The sequence below is a fragment of the Pyruvatibacter sp. genome, assembly GCF_040219635.1.
Lineage (GTDB): Bacteria > Pseudomonadota > Alphaproteobacteria > CGMCC-115125 > CGMCC-115125 > Pyruvatibacter.
The window spans coordinates 42,691-59,429 of sequence record NZ_JAVJSC010000007.1; the positions used below are offsets into that span (position 1 = coordinate 42,691).

At 57.8% G+C, this 16,739-nt stretch carries 12 protein-coding genes, 3 tRNA genes and 3 rRNA genes; 5 read left to right on the forward strand and 13 right to left on the reverse strand.

Annotated features, from left to right (window positions below; translation table 11 throughout):
* Positions 1 to 42: 42 nt before the first annotated feature.
* The 3 genes from RIB87_RS11775 (at position 43) to RIB87_RS11785 (ending at position 1,934) form a co-directional block, all read left to right on the forward strand.
* Entirely contained in the window at positions 43 to 672 is a 630-nt protein-coding gene (locus tag RIB87_RS11775; RefSeq protein WP_350146851.1) for a hypothetical protein, read from the forward strand.
* Positions 673 to 846: 174 nt separating this feature from the next.
* A complete protein-coding gene (locus tag RIB87_RS11780; RefSeq protein ID WP_350146853.1) occupies positions 847 to 1,131 on the forward strand; it encodes an usg protein in 285 nt (94 codons plus the stop codon).
* A 59-nt stretch (positions 1,132 to 1,190) separates the two neighbouring features.
* The gene (locus tag RIB87_RS11785; protein WP_350146855.1) at positions 1,191 to 1,934 is read left to right on the forward strand and encodes a hypothetical protein; all 744 of its coding nucleotides are present in this window, start codon (positions 1,191 to 1,193) and stop codon (positions 1,932 to 1,934) included.
* Positions 1,935 to 1,938: 4 nt separating this feature from the next.
* Here the strand turns inward: RIB87_RS11785 and RIB87_RS11790 are convergent, their stop codons facing one another.
* The 3 genes from RIB87_RS11790 to RIB87_RS11800 are packed head-to-tail and all read right to left on the reverse strand — an operon-like array spanning position 1,939 to position 4,113.
* Complete coding sequence (locus tag RIB87_RS11790; protein ID WP_350146857.1) at positions 1,939 to 2,718, reverse strand: thioesterase family protein; 780 nt, start codon at positions 2,716 to 2,718, stop codon at positions 1,939 to 1,941.
* Positions 2,715 to 3,308 carry a 2-hydroxychromene-2-carboxylate isomerase gene (locus tag RIB87_RS11795; protein ID WP_350146859.1) on the reverse strand — a complete coding sequence of 198 codons (594 nt, stop codon included), beginning with the start codon at positions 3,306 to 3,308 and terminating at the stop codon, positions 2,715 to 2,717. Before RIB87_RS11795 ends, RIB87_RS11790 begins: the two co-directional genes overlap by 4 nt.
* Positions 3,309 to 3,357: 49 nt before the next feature.
* Positions 3,358 to 4,113 (reverse strand): SDR family oxidoreductase, encoded by a 756-nt coding sequence (locus RIB87_RS11800; RefSeq protein ID WP_350146861.1) that lies wholly within the window; start codon positions 4,111 to 4,113, stop codon positions 3,358 to 3,360.
* Between the two features lie 97 nt (positions 4,114 to 4,210).
* Between RIB87_RS11800 and RIB87_RS11805 the strand changes: the two genes are divergently transcribed.
* The gene (locus tag RIB87_RS11805) at positions 4,211 to 4,705 is read left to right on the forward strand and encodes a winged helix-turn-helix transcriptional regulator (protein WP_350146864.1); all 495 of its coding nucleotides are present in this window, start codon (positions 4,211 to 4,213) and stop codon (positions 4,703 to 4,705) included.
* Here RIB87_RS11805 and RIB87_RS11810 read toward each other — a convergent pair.
* Entirely contained in the window at positions 4,702 to 6,288 is a 1,587-nt protein-coding gene (locus tag RIB87_RS11810; RefSeq protein WP_350146867.1) for an ArnT family glycosyltransferase, read from the reverse strand. The two genes, RIB87_RS11805 and RIB87_RS11810, sit on opposite strands and share 4 nt — an antisense overlap.
* A gap of 452 nt (positions 6,289 to 6,740) precedes the next feature.
* Between RIB87_RS11810 and RIB87_RS11815 the strand changes: the two genes are divergently transcribed.
* Positions 6,741 to 8,753 carry a methyl-accepting chemotaxis protein gene (locus RIB87_RS11815; protein ID WP_350146869.1) on the forward strand — a complete coding sequence of 671 codons (2,013 nt, stop codon included), beginning with the start codon at positions 6,741 to 6,743 and terminating at the stop codon, positions 8,751 to 8,753.
* A gap of 120 nt (positions 8,754 to 8,873) precedes the next feature.
* Here the strand turns inward: RIB87_RS11815 and RIB87_RS11820 are convergent, their stop codons facing one another.
* The 9 genes from RIB87_RS11820 to RIB87_RS11860 form a co-directional block, all read right to left on the reverse strand.
* Positions 8,874 to 9,728 (reverse strand): universal stress protein, encoded by an 855-nt coding sequence (locus tag RIB87_RS11820; RefSeq protein WP_350146872.1) that lies wholly within the window; start codon positions 9,726 to 9,728, stop codon positions 8,874 to 8,876.
* 61 nt (positions 9,729 to 9,789) lie between these two features.
* Complete coding sequence (locus RIB87_RS11825) at positions 9,790 to 11,265, reverse strand: SulP family inorganic anion transporter (protein WP_502943244.1); 1,476 nt, start codon at positions 11,263 to 11,265, stop codon at positions 9,790 to 9,792.
* 235 nt (positions 11,266 to 11,500) lie between these two features.
* Positions 11,501 to 12,178 (reverse strand): nitroreductase, encoded by a 678-nt coding sequence (locus RIB87_RS11830; protein ID WP_350146876.1) that lies wholly within the window; start codon positions 12,176 to 12,178, stop codon positions 11,501 to 11,503.
* 132 nt (positions 12,179 to 12,310) lie between these two features.
* A tRNA-Met gene (locus RIB87_RS11835) sits at positions 12,311 to 12,387 on the reverse strand.
* 151 nt (positions 12,388 to 12,538) lie between these two features.
* Positions 12,539 to 12,653 (reverse strand): 5S ribosomal RNA (rrf, locus tag RIB87_RS11840).
* Between the two features lie 121 nt (positions 12,654 to 12,774).
* A 23S ribosomal RNA gene (locus tag RIB87_RS11845) occupies positions 12,775 to 15,532 on the reverse strand.
* A 381-nt stretch (positions 15,533 to 15,913) separates the two neighbouring features.
* Positions 15,914 to 15,989 (reverse strand) — tRNA-Ala (locus RIB87_RS11850).
* Positions 15,990 to 16,002: 13 nt separating this feature from the next.
* A tRNA-Ile gene (locus RIB87_RS11855) sits at positions 16,003 to 16,079 on the reverse strand.
* Between the two features lie 133 nt (positions 16,080 to 16,212).
* Positions 16,213 to 16,739: ribosomal RNA gene (locus tag RIB87_RS11860) — 16S ribosomal RNA — on the reverse strand; the annotation flags it as partial.

Sequence of the window (16,739 nt, forward strand, 5' to 3'; positions counted from 1 at the left end):
GTTTGCGGGATACTTCCGCTGCCATCAAACCGGGACATATCGATGCGTACCGTACTCTTGGTTGCCCTTGCCGCCTTCGCCGCCACATGGTCAGCGCCCGCGCTCGCCCAATACAGCGACGCACGCTCATCCATGAACGATCTGCAGCAAAATGCTCTCAAGGACGGGTGCTGGAAACGCTATTCCGGCAACCCGCACAAGCGCTATTTATGCCTCAACGGTGAACAATTCTGGCAAAACGCCCTGATTGACGGCTGCCATCAGCGCTATTCCGGTAATGGCTCAAAGCTCGACCGATGTCTCAATACCAGCAATCTGGGTGGGCACTACAGCGGCAACACATATGGCAACCACGACGGCTATTACCGCGACGACCCTTACAGCAATGACGGCTACTACGGCAGCAATCGCCGCGACTCCAACCAGTATGGCGGGGACAATTATGGCGGCAACAGCGGCTATAGCTCCGGCAGCTCTTATTCCGGTGGTGGCCTGACCACCATCCAGCAAAATGCCCTCAAGGATGGCTGCTGGCAGCGCTACGCCGGCAACGACCGCAAACGCCACGCCTGCCTCAACGGCGACGCCCACTGGCGCGATGCCCTGCGGGATGGCTGCTGGCAGCGGTACAATGGTAATCAAAGCAAGCTGAACCGCTGCCTGGAGTACTGATTCCCGCTCTCTCGTAAATGGTTGGCAGTCAACGCCTAGCAGCACTCTTGCCCACACGCTGCCAAAATAGCTTTGCCCCACCATTCCGGCGCATTTTTCACTTGTGGTTTTGCGCGCCGCCAGAGACGATTCCGTGTACGGATGACATGTCCTTGGATTTACCCGGAGGTGCACATGCATGACCACAACGAGCCAAAATCTGAGTTCACATTGCAGTTGCGCGGCTATCGGCTGACGACGGCTGAAATCACCTATCGGATGCCGGACGCACAAACCCTGCTTCAGACATTTGTCTGGCAGCACCTGGATATTGCTCCCAAGTATCCACGCCTGACGCAGTTTCTGGATTTCTGGGAGCGGGAGATTGACGGCCCACTGCATTCAGTGCGTGTCGGTAGCTGTGAACTGGTATCGCCAGGCGAATGGCATCATGCAGATGCCCTGATGACGTTGCAATAAAACCCGATAAAGCCGCGCTATAGTGATCTTTGATTCGGTCCCTGTTTTGTGGTGCGCCCATGACTGCCAAAGCAAAAGACTTCGCTGACATCTACGACAGGTTCGGCGCTTCCATCGCCTCGCGCCATGATTGCGGGCGCTATTGTGCGCCCCTCAACGGCGGCGAACCCGTGTGCTGCACCACCAGTCACGCCATACCCATTGTACAAAAATCGGAATGGAAACTGCTCAAGGGCCGCACTGATCTGTGGAGCAAGTTTCAGCCGTTTGACAAAACCAGCCGCGAGATTGTTGACGAGCTGCATTCAGGCTGCAAGGCCATTGAGTGCAAGGGCGCGGCCTTTTGTGAACGCGACAACCGCACGCTGGCGTGCCGCGCCTTCCCGTTTTTTCCCTATTTCAACAAGCAGCGCGAGCTCGTGGGCCTTGGCTATTACTGGTCCTTCGAAGATCGGTGCTGGGTCCTGTCCAACCTAGCCTGCGTCGAAAAAAACTTCGTGGATGAGTTTTTGGACGCATACGAACTTCTGTTCGCCAAGGACGATGAAGAGCTGGAAGCATTTGTGGATGAGTCAGCCTCCATGCGTCGCGTCTTTTCACGCCGTGGCACGCCGCTTCCGGTCATCGGTCGGGACGGCAAGCTCTACAAGATTTTGCCCAAGACCAAAGGCAAGCTCGTGCCGGCCAGGCCAGCCGACTTCAAGGCGTATGGCGCATACAAATCGCCAAAGGCCTATCGCAAGGCTGTACGTGAGGAAAACGGCGACCCTGACGCAGCACCTTTCCCGCCGGTTGTGCGCTAGCAGCCTAGCCCTCTGTCAGTGGCATCAACACCACACTCTGGCATGAGCGACCAATCCACCCGCGCGCATCAAAAATCTCAGCCTCTGTGAGGCCGGTGCCGTTGGGGTGCCACGAACTGCGCGGACGAACGCCGATCCACTCGCTTTCGGGCATCCGCGACAGATGCAGTGATATATCCGCGTTCGGCCACCCGCTCGCCTTGGGGCGTTCGCCTGCCAGATAGGTTTCGAACAAGGTTGCATAATCTGCGACAGCAATGACCTGGCCAAAGGGCGTGGCATCCGGCACCAGCGGACGGTTTGGACGAACCCAGATCGTTTGTGACGCCGGATCCTCGCGCACCTCGACAGCGGCAAGGTATGTCTGTGTACTGAATACAGGCCGGAACCCCCACCCTGCCAGATCTTCAGGCGTTGCAGGTGTGTCCGCCGCAGGCACAAGACCGGGTACCGACACATCATTGAGAAACGCCATGCTGGCCTTGGCGCGCAGCTTGCCGCCGGACATCAGAGCGTTTTCAACCACCGTGAGCCGGGCGCCCTGGCGCACGATTTCGACCGTCGTCTCAAACGGTTCATTGGGTGCCGGGCGAACCAGATAGGTGGTGGCCGACACCGGCTGCCCCCATCCCTCACGCTCGGCACGCGCTTCAAGCTCGCCGGTGAGAACGCCGGAGACAACGCCGCCATGTAGCCCACCAAACGGCCCCATGGCGCTTGGCGTCGGGAGCCACTTTCCGCCTGCAAATCCGACAACTGCTTCGGCATCAGCGACGACCATCATTCGGCCAGCGCCGCGTCAACGAAGTCCAGCCGGTCCTGTCCGAAAAACATCTGGTCGCCCACATAGAATGTGGGAGCCCCGAATGCACCCTTGCTCACCGCGCGCTCCGTGCGCGCAATCAACTCATCTTTGATGGCCTGATCGCTGGTTCTGGCAAGAAACCAGTCCGTATCAAACCCACCTTCCTGCAGCACAGCAGCGATCTGGGCGGGTTCATTGAGATTACGCGGCGCAAGCCACATCGCTTCGTACATGGTTTTGACGTAGCGATGAAAGAAATCATCTCCTTCGTGCAACGCGGCTACGGCACCGCGCATCAGCGGCAGCGTGTTAACGGGAAAATGCGGGTTGAAGTTGAGCGTCACGCCATAGCGCTTAGCGAAGCGAGCCAGGTCCACGCCCATATAGGCTCCCTTTGCGGCAACAGCGCCGGGCGGCGTATTGCCTGTGGCTTTGTGAACGCCCCCAAGCAGCATCGGACACCACACAATTTCAGCATTGCGGGCTGCCGCAATCTTCGGCAACTGGAGCCATGCCAGATAGGCCGTGGGGCTGCCAAAATCGAACCAGAACTCTACAGACTTTGTCATTTAATTCTTATCCTTGCATTGCTCAGTAAGCGGAATGTTGAGACACGCTCTACCAGCTCTCCATCCATGGGCGCAGATCAAGCTCATGCGTCCATGCGGTGCGCGGCTGCAGGTGGAGCTGCCAATAGGTTTCGGCAATATCGTCCGGCTTGAGGATGCCGCCCTGCGCATCGCGTTCAGCCGTGCCGGGAAAGTTTTCACGTATCCACGCCGTATCAATGGCCCCATCAACCACCAGATGCGCCACATGAATGCCGCGCGGCCCCAGTTCGCGCGCCATGGATTGAGCCAATGCCCGCAAGGCAAACTTGGCACCGGCAAAGGCTGAAAACCCGCGACCACCGCGCAGGCTGGCCGTTGCGCCGGTAAACAAAATGGTGCCGTGCCCGCGTGGTGACATTTTCCGGGCCGCTTCCCGCCCGGTCAAAAAGCCTGCAAAGGCCGCCATCTCCCAAACTTTGCGGTACACACGCGCCGTTGTGTCAGCGATCGGGAAATTGACATTGGCACCAATGTTGAACAGCACCACCTCCACGGGGCCAACCTCATTTTCGACGGTGTCAAACAGGCCGACGATCTGGTCCTCGTCGCGGGCGTCAACGCCAAAGGCACGCGCCGTGCCGCCGTCAGCTTCAATGTCTCTTACCAGCCCGGCAAGCTGGTCACCGTTGCGGCGGCACACGCAGGCTGTGTAGCCCGCACGGGCAAACCGTTTGGCAACGGCACCGCCCGTCGCATCGCCCGCACCGATGACAATGATGGCCTTACCCGCACCAGACGAGTGTTCGGATCTCTCTGAATCCATAGTCCGTTTCCTTTTTGAACCCTATCGCAAGTGTGGGTTCAAAAACAAAACCCGTCAAGCTATAGTGTTGTTCGTTCTCATTAGTGGAGACCACGCCATGCGCTGGAGCGATCTGCCCAAGGTCTCGTGTTCGGTTGCGCGCGCTGTCTCGGTCGTCGGTGACCGCTGGACGCTGCTGGTACTGCGTGACCTGTTTTTGGGGGTGCGGCGGTTTGAGGATTTTGAACGCCGACTTGGCATCGCGCGGCCCGTATTGTCGCAACGGCTGAAAAAGCTGGTGGAAGAAGATGTGCTCAACCGCGTGCGCTACGAAGAGCGCCCGGCGCGCTACGAATACCGCCTGACGTCCAAAGGCCGCGATCTGTATCCGGTTGTTATGTCGCTTACAGCCTGGGGCGACAAATACATGTCCGGTCCTGACGGCGCACCTGTGGTGACGCGTCATGTGCCCTGCGGCAACTTCATCACCCCCCAACTGACATGCCCCGACTGCGGTGAGCCGGTGTTGGCCAAGGACATGGAAGCCATGCCCGGCCCCGGCGCGACGGAAGCCGCGCACCAGCCTGCTTCCCCGCGCAAGGCCGACCGTTAGCGGCAGCGCCCTGATGCCGGCATCAACACAGCCGCAAACTGCGATACCTGATAGTCATCAGGCTTGAATGCATGGCCATGGGCCAGCCTGAACGCGCGCGCCTGCGCTGCATCGGGAAGCCGCGACAATCCGGCATAGGAAAATGCTGCAGCCGGGACCACCGCTGTCGACTGCCCGGCTGACGGACGCCAGATAACCAGGCACTGACCCGCCAACGCATCATTCTCAGGGGGATCGTAATAGTCGTAGTTCAGCGCCACAACACGGGCATCGGGAAAGTGCGTGCGCATGTTGCCGGCAATGTGTTCGTCGCCCGCCAGAATTGTGCCGCCGGCAAACCCCATTTCGGCAACCCCTTTGGCGAGCGCTGCATACGGCACTTCAAGGCGGCATTTGCCACATGTCAGCGGCGACGGATTGACGAAACCTGCCAGTCGCCAGCCAAGCGCCAGTGCCGTCACCGCAAACACAATGCCGACAAACAGCCGCAGCCGTGCCGGTGACGGGTGCATGGCCCGTATCATTGCGACAAGGTAAATCGGGGCCAACAGCATCAGCGGGTGCATCCACCGTTCGCCGTAATGCGCAACCCCTGCCACCAGCACCGGCACAATCAACACCACGATGCCGAACAAAACCGTGTCACGCACCAGCCGCACCGGATCACCGCCCGGCACACCATGCGTGCCTGGGTGAACGAGATTGCCCCAGCCAAAGGCCCGCGGGAAAGTCAGCAGCAGGACAGGCAAGAGCGGTGACAAAAACAGCACCGGGGCCTGAATGCTTGAGATCAGCCCGGCGCTGACTTGTGCAAGCACATTTTCAACACCCGGCTGCCCCAGCGTTGCACTTGCCGCAGCCCCATAGTCAAACCCACTGCTCAGCGCCCAGATGTAATGCGGCCCGGCGAGCATCGTACATGTCGCCCCGGCGATGAGTATCCGCCAATCAAACACCACAGCGCGAAAACGCGGTTGCAGCAGCATCGCAAGGCCAAGCGCCACAAGGCCCGCAAAATAGGCCTGCTTCGACAGCGCGCCGATGGCAACCGCCACACCCAGCGCCACATACGCCACCCACCGGTGCTCCCCGGTGTCGGCAGCCCTCAAGACGGCCAGCAGCGTCAGTGGTGCTGCAAGAATAAGAAAAATCGTGTGTGTGACGCCTTCATGGGCGTTCCATGCAACCTGAAAAATCAGCAGAACACAAAGCGTTGCAAGCACCGCCCACCCGTCATTCGCCAGTACTTTGCGTGCCGCCAGAAAATAGACAACGAATGCAGCCCACAACACGGCATATTTAACAATCAGTGTACTGAGCACACTCGGCCCGGTCACCTGATGCACGGCCCACAACACCCAGGCGGGAAGCGGTGGATATTTCGGCGTCTGTCCCCAATCAAGCGTTTGCGCGTAAACCGTCTCGCCCACCCAATCGACGGCAATAACGTCCGAAAACAAAATCCGTACCAGCGTATGCGCCACCACATAGGCAAGCGTGCCCCAGGCCACTGCCTGCAGCGCAGACATGCCACGCGGCCACAGGTGCAGCACCTGGTCGTAATTCACAGTTGATCTGGACATTCGCACCCGGCCTTTGTGGCGGCTTTTGTCAGGCAGACCTCCGCCAGACTTCAAACGCTGCAACCGCAGACGCTGACCCTAAAATACACACAGACGCAGGCCAACACGACGCGGAAGCTGCAGATCGACAGACTAGTGTGTTTGTAACTCATCGAAGCATGAACGCAGTTTTCCAAGGGGTCGGCAGCACAGCACTTTACTACCCATGCGAGTGTCACTCGCTGTGCAGGCCTCGGTCACAGATCAGGCATCTGGAGTAACAGGACGGGTATTTTTCCCAGCATTTCCGCACTTCATTGGGCCAAAGCCGCTTCACACTTCCTTAGGATGATTTATGCAATCTATGAGTGTATTACTTGATTGGTGGTCTGGCGGCGCGAACAGCCATCGGAAACGTTCGTGAGCAAGTTACGCAGAGGGGACGCTGCGCAATTTTAGGTGGGATACGGAACATGACCTGGTTGAATGATATTCGCATCACAGCGAAAACCTTTGGTGGCTTTGGCGTCATACTGGCACTGCTTGTGCTGATCGGCGGCGGTGCCATTTATGCACTGAGTTCGGGGAGCAGTGTCTTCCAGAACTACCGAGATTTGGCGCAAAAATCATTGGCGATGACAGAAGTTGCGTCACACATGCGCGACACGCGGCTTGGCGTAAGCGAGTTCACCGTCACGGGGGACAACGAAAGCGTTGAGCGCGTGCATTCTGCACAGCAAAAAGCGCTGACAGCGACATTGAATGCCGGAACTTTAACCTCGGAAACTGAAAAGCTCGAAATGCTGTCAATGATCGAGACCGATCTTGGCTCATACGCAGCTTCGTTTGACCGCCTGGTCGAATACCGCACCGCACGAGCCACACTGGTTTACGGGTCGTTGAACGAGCTGGGCCCGCAGATCCGAAAGAAGTTCAGCACCATCATAGAAACCGCTTCCCGCGACGGCAACCCGCAGGCTGCCTATCGTGCCGGCATCGCGCAGCAGCATCTGCTACTCGCGCGGTTCTATGTACAAAAGTTTCTTACAACAAATGCACAATCAGACCATGATCGTGTCATTCTTGAACTTCAGCACATGCAGACTGCTGCAAACACCCTGCTGGCCGACCTGCAGGATCCGACCCGGCGCGCACTCGCCACCGGGGCAATAGATAGCGCCAGGACTTTTGGTGACGCCTTCTTAAACGTCTACGACATTGTTACGGCGAGCAACAAACTGACAGCAACCGACTTGGACGCCGTGGGCAGCCGGATAATGGCAACCGCCGCCGCGTTGGCCGAAAGTGCCGCCGCCGAACAAAACCGCCTCGGCCCGCAGGCGATGGCCACCATGCAAACCGCTGTGATGATCGTTCTGATTGCCGTCATTGGTGCCCTTGCCATGGGCGTTGCCGCCGCATGGTTGATTGGAACGGGCATTGCCCGGCCCATCGGCGCCATGACGGATGCTATGCGTCGCTTGTCTGAAGGTGACAAGACGGTGGATGTGCCTGCCGTTGGTCAGAAAGACGAGGTGGGCGACATGGCGGAAGCGCTGAAGGTGTTCAAGGACTCAATGATTGAGGCAGAACGTCTTCAGACTGAACAGGCCAAGGCGCAGGAAGCACAGATTACCCGTGCCAAAAATCTGGAACAACTGACCAACAGCTTTGACCAGGCCGTGGCTCAGATGCTGCAAAGCGTGGCCGGGGCAGCGGAAGAAATGCAGGCGACGGCACAGTCGATGTCGTCGATTGCGGATCAGACCCGCGAACAGGCAACCATTGCGACGGGTGCTTCAACTGAAACATCCGCCAATGTGCAGACAGTTGCATCAGCCGCTGAAGAACTCAGCGCGTCCATTCGTGAAATTGCCCGACAGGTGGAACAGTCTGCCGGCATTTCACAGCGCGCCGCGGGCGAAGCCGGTGAAACGCAGGGGACAGTCAAACAACTGGCCCGTGCCGCAGACCGGATTGGTGAAGTCGTCAATCTCATCAGCGACATCGCAGAGCAGACCAATCTGCTTGCCTTGAATGCCACCATTGAGGCCGCCCGCGCCGGTGAAGCCGGCAAGGGGTTTGCCATCGTGGCATCCGAGGTCAAAACACTGGCGACACAGACCGCCAAAGCGACCGAGGAAATTGGCCAGCAGATTGCCGAAATCCAGAGCGCAACCGGCGGTGCCGTCGAGGCGATTGAATCAATCGCCCGCACCGTGGATGAGTTGAACGGCATTTCTGCGTCCATTTCGGCAGCGGTTGAAGAGCAAACCGCTGCAACGGGCGAGATTGCCCGCAATGTGCAGGAGGCTGCCGCTGGCACCAATGACGTCTCCAATTCACTGGTGGGCGTCAACGACGGGGCGGATGAAACAAGCCGCGCCGCCGGACAGGTTGTGCAGGCGGTAGGCGAACTCACCGGCCAGACAGCAGCCCTGCGCCGTGAAGTTGATGACTTCCTCGCAGGCGTAAAGGCTGCCTAGCAAACCGGCGTGCACTTAGCCTGCGGATATGGGACAGCACTGTCCGCAGCGCAAATACATGTTTCTCCTCTGACAAAAAAGCCCGCCGGGAAATAATCCCGGCGGGCTCATTTGTGGGCGTTATCTGAACAGCATGATTGGTATCATGCAGGAGCGTATCATCTCTGTGGTGGTTGATCCGATAATGAGCGTGCGGATCCGCGAGTGTCCGTAGGCACCCATAACCAGCATGTCTATTCCGTCGCGTTCCACCGCCTGCGAAATGACGTTTTCCGGTTGACCGGCCTCAATTCGCGCATCCACTGAGAAGCCGCCATCACGCAACGTATTGGCCGCAATCTCAAGCTGACCGCGTGAAGATGCATCCTCGCGACCGACCATCAACAGCGTGCAGGGCAGACCCGAAAACATGTTGCCGCGAACAATATGGTCAATCGCCTTGGTGGCGCTTGCCCCGCCGTCAAACGCAATCAAAAAGCGTTCAACAGGTTTGAACGTGCGCGATGCTACCAATATCGGCCGCCGCGTTGACCGCACCACACGCTCAAGGTTTGACCCCAGATGCAGCTTTGCAAAGTCAGCAGCTTCTCCGCGTTTACCCAGCACCAGCAGGTGGGCATCGCGCTCAAACTCCTGCACGGTTTCAGCAAGGTCACCATACCGAAGCTGCGTGGATACCGTCTCAACGCCTGCTGCTTGCAGACGCTGCTTCGCGTCATCGAGCAAGGCGCGACCGCGTTTTTGCGCAAGCCGGGCCTTTTGCGCATCAAGTTCTGCGAGCTCTTCAAGCAGTGCCGTGCGCGCACCCAGCCCGATGCTTCCGCTCAGATCAGTCACGCCACCTGCCCCATCGCGGCGGCCAAGCACATGCAACAGGTCTACGGACGCGCCAGTGCGATGGGCAACCCACGCGGCAGCGTCGCAAACGCTTTGCCCGTAAACAGACCCATCAATAAGAGCGATCGTTTTCAGCACGTTGTTTTTCCATTCTTTTGAGCATCAGCAGCAGCATAGGCACGCCAGCGGCTGCGTGTTTCTAATGCCCGATCAACTTATCCAGGGCACCAGGCTCATCCTTGATGCTCAGCTTGTCCACTATCGTTTCGCTTGCATCATTCAAACCAACAAGATGCACCTGTGCCCCTTCGCGGCGAAACTTCAGCACCACAGAGTCGAGCGCAGCCACACTTGAAATATCCCAGATATGCGCGCGCGATACATCAATGGTGACAGTCTCCAGCACTTCGCGAAAATCAAACGCGGCCACAAAGTCTTCGACCGATGCGAAGAACACCTGCCCCTCAACGATGTATGTCCGCGCTGTTCCATCGCTGCTGACCATCGATGTTACTCGGAATATCTGCGCAATTTTGCCCGCAAAGAAAATGCCGGACAGCAGAACCCCCACCAACACACCGATCGCCAGATTGTGGGTTGCAACCACGGTAATGACCGTTGCGAGCATCACAATGGATGAGCTGCGGGGGTGAGTGCGCAGGTTCTTGATTGACGACCAACTGAATGTGCCGATGGACACCATAATCATGATTGCAACAAGCGCGGCCATGGGTATCTGCTTCACCCAGTCGCCCAGCACAACGATCATGAACAGCAAGAACACACCGGCGCAAAACGTCGATAGCCGCCCGCGTCCACCGGATTTCACATTGATCATCGACTGACCAATCATCGCACACCCGGCCATGCCGCCGATGAAGCCGGTCGCCGTATTGGCCACGCCCTGTCCGATACACTCCTGGTTTTTGTCGCTCTTGGTGTCGGTCAGGTCATCGACGATGGATGCCGTCATCAATGACTCAAGCAGGCCGACCGCAGCCACCGCTGCCGAGTACGGAAGAATGATCTGCAGCGTTTCCCACGTCAGCGGAATGTCCGGCAGCAAGAACACCGGCAAGGTTGAGGGAAGCTCACCCATGTCGCCAACAGACCGCACATCAAACCCAAAGGTCAGCGCCAGCGCCGTTAGCACAATGATGCACACAAGTGGCGATGGCACAGCCGTTGTGATGCGCGGAAACAGATAGATGATGCCCAGCCCGCCAGCGACCATCACATAGGTCAGCCACGGCACACCAATGAGCTCAGGCAACTGCGCCATGAAAATCAAAATCGCCAGCGCATTCACAAAGCCTGTCATCACGGACTGCGATACGAACCGCATGACATAGCCAAGCCGCAGGAACCCCGCAGCAATCTGCATCAGACCCGCCAGCACCGTAGCCGCCAACAAATATTCAAGCCCATGGTCGCGCACCAGCGTGACCATCAGCACGGCGGTGGCCGCCGTCGCCGCCGAAATCATCCCCGGCCGCCCACCAACAATCGCCGTAATCACGGCAATCGAGAAAGAGGCATAAAGGCCGACCTTGGGATCAACACCGGCAATGATGGAAAACGCAATCGCTTCGGGGATCAACGCCAGGGCAACCACAAGCCCCGACAGCACATCACCCCGAATATTGCCGAGCCACTCATGCTTGAGCCGCGGCACGGAAAACTGAGACAAGCGAGAACTCCGCTTCAAACGCAAAAACCAAAAAAGCGTTCCCCACTGCGAAGGCGAACGCTCTTGCTGCGCCGCACAATAGACAGTTTAAGCCTAGGCACACGGTCCATTTGGGGGAGGCAGACATGCGCAGGGAACGGGTGACCCGGCCAGCAAAGCCAAAACGCCCGCCCGAGCGTGCCAGACGAGCGTTTTGGCCTGAAGGCACGCAGGCTCGAGCCTACTCGTCGAAGCCCACGAAAATGGCGGCCTCATCAACGCTCTTACGTTCCGAGACCACGGCATTGGCAGGGAACGTCTCATCCGGCCAGCCAAGCGCAACGGCTTTCATGATGACCTGATCGTCCGCAATGCCGGCATGTTCCCGCACGACGGGTGACTGCATGATGCCCTGGCTGTTAATGACGGCACCAAGCCCGCGAGACCAGGCGGCATTCACCAGCGCGGTTGTCACAGCCCCACAATCAAAAGGCGTATCGTCGCTTTCAGCCAACTCACGGTCATAAGTCACAATCACACATACCGGCGCATCAAACTGGCGAAAGCCCCGCAACACCCAGTCCAAACGCCCTTCTTTGTCTTCACGTGCAATGCCCATGGCGGAGAACAACTGCTTCGCCACCCCAACCTGCCGCTCCCGATGCTTCCCTTCAAATGCCTGACCAACACGGAACTCGCGCGAGTGCGGCACACCCGCCAGGTTTCGCTCCGTATTGCCAGCGCGAATGCGGTCCAGAGGTTCGCCCGTCAGGATATAAAAACTCCACGGCTGAGTGTTCATCGACGATGGCGCACGCATCGCGAGGCTAAGAACTTCCTCAATCAGTGCCTTTGGAACAGGGTCGGGTTTATAGCCGCGGACGCTCCGCCGGCCCAGGATCACGTCGTCAAACTGCATTATTTGTTCCTACGATTGCTTTGTCTTATCGAAATATCGGCTATCGCCATGCAGAACAAGCAGCCATTCAAAGCTACGCCGCCAAAACAAAAAAGCCCCTGATGCGACAAGCATCAAGGGCTCTTCTGTTTTTGGTTGCGGGGGCAGGATTTGAACCTGCGACCTTCAGGTTATGAGCCTGACGAGCTACCGGGCTGCTCCACCCCGCGCCAATGCCGTACGCGCCCATCAAGCAAAGCTGACGGGGACCAAATTGGCGCGTGGCCGCGTCATGCTGTAGGGGCGATTGTTCTGGTATCCGGATCAGCCGGATGTGTTTCATGAATGAGGGATCTTTGATCTCGCTGCTGTCATTTGCAGGCCCGGCAACGACCTACTCTCCCACGCCTTAAGACGCAGTACCATCGGCGCTGAGGAGTTTAACGGCCGAGTTCGGGATGGGATCGGGTTTAGGCTCCTCGCAAAAATCACCGAGCCGGCAAATAACAGCGAGCAATATGAATACACGGGCCTTTTGAAGCCGCCAAAGGTAGCTTCGTATCGATATCCGTCACGTCCTGCCTGAAAGGCAGCCGTGACGGGCATGGGTAATGAGAACGATCAAACCGATCGAGCGATTAGTACTCGTTAGCTTCACGCGTTACCGCGCTTCCACACCGAGCCTATCAACGTGGTGGTCTTCCACGGCTCTCAAGGGAGAACTCGTTTCGAGGTGGGTTTCACGCTTAGATGCTTTCAGCGTTTATCCCGACCATACATAGCTACCCGGCTATGCTGCTGGCGCAACAACCGGTCCACCAGAGGTATGTCCATCCCGGTCCTCTCGTACTAGGGACAGATCCTCTCAATTCTCCTACACCCACGGCAGATAGGGACCGAACTGTCTCACGACGTTCTAAACCCAGCTCACGTACCTCTTTAATTGGCGAACAGCCAAACCCTTGGGACCTGCTCCAGCCCCAGGATGAGATGAGCCGACATCGAGGTGCCAAACGGTTCCGTCGATGTGGACTCTTGGGAACCATCAGCCTGTTATCCCCGGCGTACCTTTTATCCGTTGAGCGATGGCCCTTCCACGCGGGACCACCGGATCACTATGACCGACTTTCGTCTCTGCTCCACCTGTCGGTGTCGCAGTCAGGCGAGCTTATGCCATTGCACTCTCTAAGCTGATTTCCGACCAGCCTGAGCTCACCATCGCGCGCCTCCGTTACTCTTTAGGAGGCGACCGCCCCAGTCAAACTACCCACCATGCAGGGTCCCGGACCCGGTTTCACGGGTCGCGGTTAGACATCAGAAAGCAAAAGGGTGGTATTTCAAGGTTGGCTCCACCAGAGCTGGCGCCCTGGTTTCATAGCCTCCCACCTATCCTACACAGTCATTTTCTAATGCCACTGCAAAGCTATAGTAAAGGTGCACGGGGTCTTTCCGTCTGACCGCGGGTACTCCGCATCTTCACGGAGAGTTCAATTTCGCTGAGTTGGTGTTGGAGACAGCGGGGAAGTCGTTACGCCATTCGTGCAGGTCGGAACTTACCCGACAAGGAATTTCGCTACCTTAGGACCGTTATAGTTACGGCCGCCGTTTACCGGGGCTTCGATTCGAAGCTCTCACCTCTCCTCTTAACCTTCCGGCACCGGGCAGGCGTCAGACCCTATACGTCGTCTTGTCGACTTCGCAGAGCCCTGTGTTTTTAGTAAACAGTCGCCACCCCCTACTCTGTGCCACCCCCGCATGGTTGCCCACACGGAGGTCCCCCTTCTCCCGAAGTTACGGGGGGATTTTGCCGAGTTCCTTCAACACCGTTCCCTCAAGCGCCTCGGTATTCTCTACCAGCCCACCTGTGTCGGTTTGGGGTACGGTCCTACGGTGGAGCTATTTCCTGGAACGATCCAGCAGCCCTCCCAATCCGATAAGGGAAGACAACGTTTCACGTTCGTCACTACCACCGGGTCCAGGAATATTAACCTGGTTCCCATCGACTACGGCTTTCGCCCTCGTCTTAGGGGCCGACTCACCCTGCGCGGATTAGCCTTGCGCAGGAACCCTTGGGCTTTCGGCGAGAGTGTTTCTCACACTCTTTATCGCTACTCATGTCAGCATTCTCGCTTCCGATACCTCCAGGAGGCCTTACGACGCTCCCTTCACAGGCTTACGGAACGCTCCGCTACCATGCATGCAAGCATGCATCCTCAGCTTCGGCGGGCGGCTTGAGCCCCGGTACATCTTCGGCGCAGGCCGGCTTATCTAGACCAGTGAGCTATTACGCTTTCTTTAAAGGATGGCTGCTTCTAAGCCAACCTCCTGGTTGTCTTGGCCTTCCCACATCCTTTCCCACTTAGCCGCCACTTGGGGGCCTTAGCTGGAGGTCTGGGCTGTTTCCCTCTCGACCACGGACCTTAGCACCCATGGTCTGTCTGCCGCGCTGTACTCGCCGGTATTCGGAGTTTGGTTAGGTTTGGTAAGGCTCGCGCCCCCCTAGCCCATCCAGTGCTCTACCCCCGGCGGTAATCACGCGACGCGCTACCTAAATAGCTTTCGCGGAGAACCAGCTATCTCCGAGTTTGATTGGCCTTTCACCCCTATCCACAGGTCATCCCCCGCTTTTTCAACAGAGGTGGGTTCGGCCCTCCAGTGCGTGTTACCGCACCTTCAGCCTGCCCATGGATAGATCACCCGGTTTCGGGTCTGATCCACCGAACTCGACGCCCTATTCAGACTCGCTTTCGCTGCGCCTCCACCTAACGGCTTAGGCTTGCTCGATAGACCAACTCGCTGACCCATTATACAAAAGGTACGCCGTCACCCCACCCGTCCGAAGACATGGAAGGCTCCGACTGCTTGTAGGTGTTCGGTTTCAGGTCTCTTTCACTCCCCTCGTCGGGGTGCTTTTCACCTTTCCCTCACGGTACTGGTTCACTATCGGTCGTTAAGGAGTACTTAGGCTTGGAGGGTGGTCCCCCCACGTTCAGACAGGATTTCACGTGTCCCGCCCTACTCGAGGATCTGACTGCTTTCTACCGGTACGGGGCTGTCACCCACTGTCGCCACGCTTTCCAACGTGTTCCCGTTCTTACAATCAGACCACTGGCCTGGTCCGCGTTCGCTCGCCACTACTAACGGAGTCTCGGTTGATGTCCTTTCCTACGGCTACTGAGATGTTTCAGTTCGCCGCGTTCGCCCCCATGACCTATGTATTCAGCCATGGGCGACCCTACTGGGCCGGGTTTCCCCATTCAGAGATCCACGGATCAAAGCCTGCTCTCGGCTCCCCGTGGCTTATCGCAGAGTGCCACGTCTTTCATCGCCTCTTAACGCCAAGGCATCCACCAGATGCCCTTACCACACTTGAGAACGTCACCATGCATAGGACAAAGCCCACGCACGATCACATACAGGACGGCTTGGTAAAAAACCCGCCCTGCGACTGCTCCCGTCCCCCCAAGAAGACCCTGGAGACAGGAACAAACTCAACTCATTCGCGGTTTTGTGCCTCGCGCTGCCGGCTCATGACTGACAACATCGAGACACAAAGGGTGTGTCTGTCGTCCATACCGGCCCAAAAGACCGATACAGCAACAAACCAAATACCTATTCACCATCGCAAAACAACATAACGGACCCAAAAGTCCGAACTCTTTTCTTCCTCAAGAAGCAACTCTTCTGAACAACCAACCATTCAACAAGGCCACTCAACAAGGCCACGCGGCCAAGGAATGCCCGCCCCGCTGGGGCTGGTGGAGCCGGACGGGATCGAACCGACGACCTGAAGCTTGCAAAGCTACCGCTCTCCCAACTGAGCTACGGCCCCGTTACCCAGAGAATGGTGGGCCTGGGTAGACTCGAACTACCGACCTCACGCTTATCAGGCGTGCGCTCTAACCACCTGAGCTACAGGCCCGGACCAAGGCCCGATAATCCTGTTCAGATGCTTCTTAAAGGAAGGGATACGTGGACGGCGCCAGACCATCCGGCGATCTTTTGCTGGATACCCAAAAATCAAAGGCCAAAGCCCCAATCCTCAGGTTTCCTTGAAAGGAGGTGATCCAGCCGCAGGTTCCCCTACGGCTACCTTGTTACGACTTCACCCCAGTCGCTGACCTTACCGTGGCCGGCTGCCTCCAAAGGTTAGCACACCGTCTTCGGGTAAAACCAACTCCCATGGTGTGACGGGCGGTGTGTACAAGGCCCGGGAACGTATTCACCGTGGCATGCTGATCCACGATTACTAGCGATTCCGACTTCATGCTCTCGAGTTGCAGAGAACAATCCGAACTGAGACGGTTTTTGGGGATTAGCTCACCCTCGCGGGGTCGCAACCCATTGTCACCGCCATTGTAGCACGTGTGTAGCCCGGCCCGTAAGGGCCATGAGGACTTGACGTCATCCCCACCTTCCTCCGGCTTGTCACCGGCAGTTCCCTTAGAGTGCCTGGCCGAACCAAGGGCAACTAAGGGCGAGGGTTGCGCTCGTTGCGGGACTTAACCCAACATCTCACGACACGAGCTGACGACAGCCATGCAGCACCTGTGTGGAAGCCAGCCGAACTGAAGAAAACCAT

What these genes read in the sequence shown, in the direction of transcription:
- RIB87_RS11775 (WP_350146851.1), top strand. Translation starts at nt 43, where the DNA reads ATGCGTACCGTACTCTTGGTTGCCCTTGCCGCCTTCGCCGCCACATGG.
- RIB87_RS11780 (WP_350146853.1), top strand. Translation starts at nt 847, where the DNA reads ATGCATGACCACAACGAGCCAAAATCTGAGTTCACATTGCAGTTGCGC.
- RIB87_RS11785 (WP_350146855.1), top strand. Translation starts at nt 1,191, where the DNA reads ATGACTGCCAAAGCAAAAGACTTCGCTGACATCTACGACAGGTTCGGC.
- RIB87_RS11790 (WP_350146857.1), bottom strand. Translation starts at nt 2,718, where the DNA reads ATGATGGTCGTCGCTGATGCCGAAGCAGTTGTCGGATTTGCAGGCGGA.
- RIB87_RS11795 (WP_350146859.1), bottom strand. Translation starts at nt 3,308, where the DNA reads ATGACAAAGTCTGTAGAGTTCTGGTTCGATTTTGGCAGCCCCACGGCC.
- RIB87_RS11800 (WP_350146861.1), bottom strand. Translation starts at nt 4,113, where the DNA reads ATGGATTCAGAGAGATCCGAACACTCGTCTGGTGCGGGTAAGGCCATC.
- RIB87_RS11805 (WP_350146864.1), top strand. Translation starts at nt 4,211, where the DNA reads ATGCGCTGGAGCGATCTGCCCAAGGTCTCGTGTTCGGTTGCGCGCGCT.
- RIB87_RS11810 (WP_350146867.1), bottom strand. Translation starts at nt 6,288, where the DNA reads ATGTCCAGATCAACTGTGAATTACGACCAGGTGCTGCACCTGTGGCCG.
- RIB87_RS11815 (WP_350146869.1), top strand. Translation starts at nt 6,741, where the DNA reads ATGACCTGGTTGAATGATATTCGCATCACAGCGAAAACCTTTGGTGGC.
- RIB87_RS11830 (WP_350146876.1), bottom strand. Translation starts at nt 12,178, where the DNA reads ATGCAGTTTGACGACGTGATCCTGGGCCGGCGGAGCGTCCGCGGCTAT.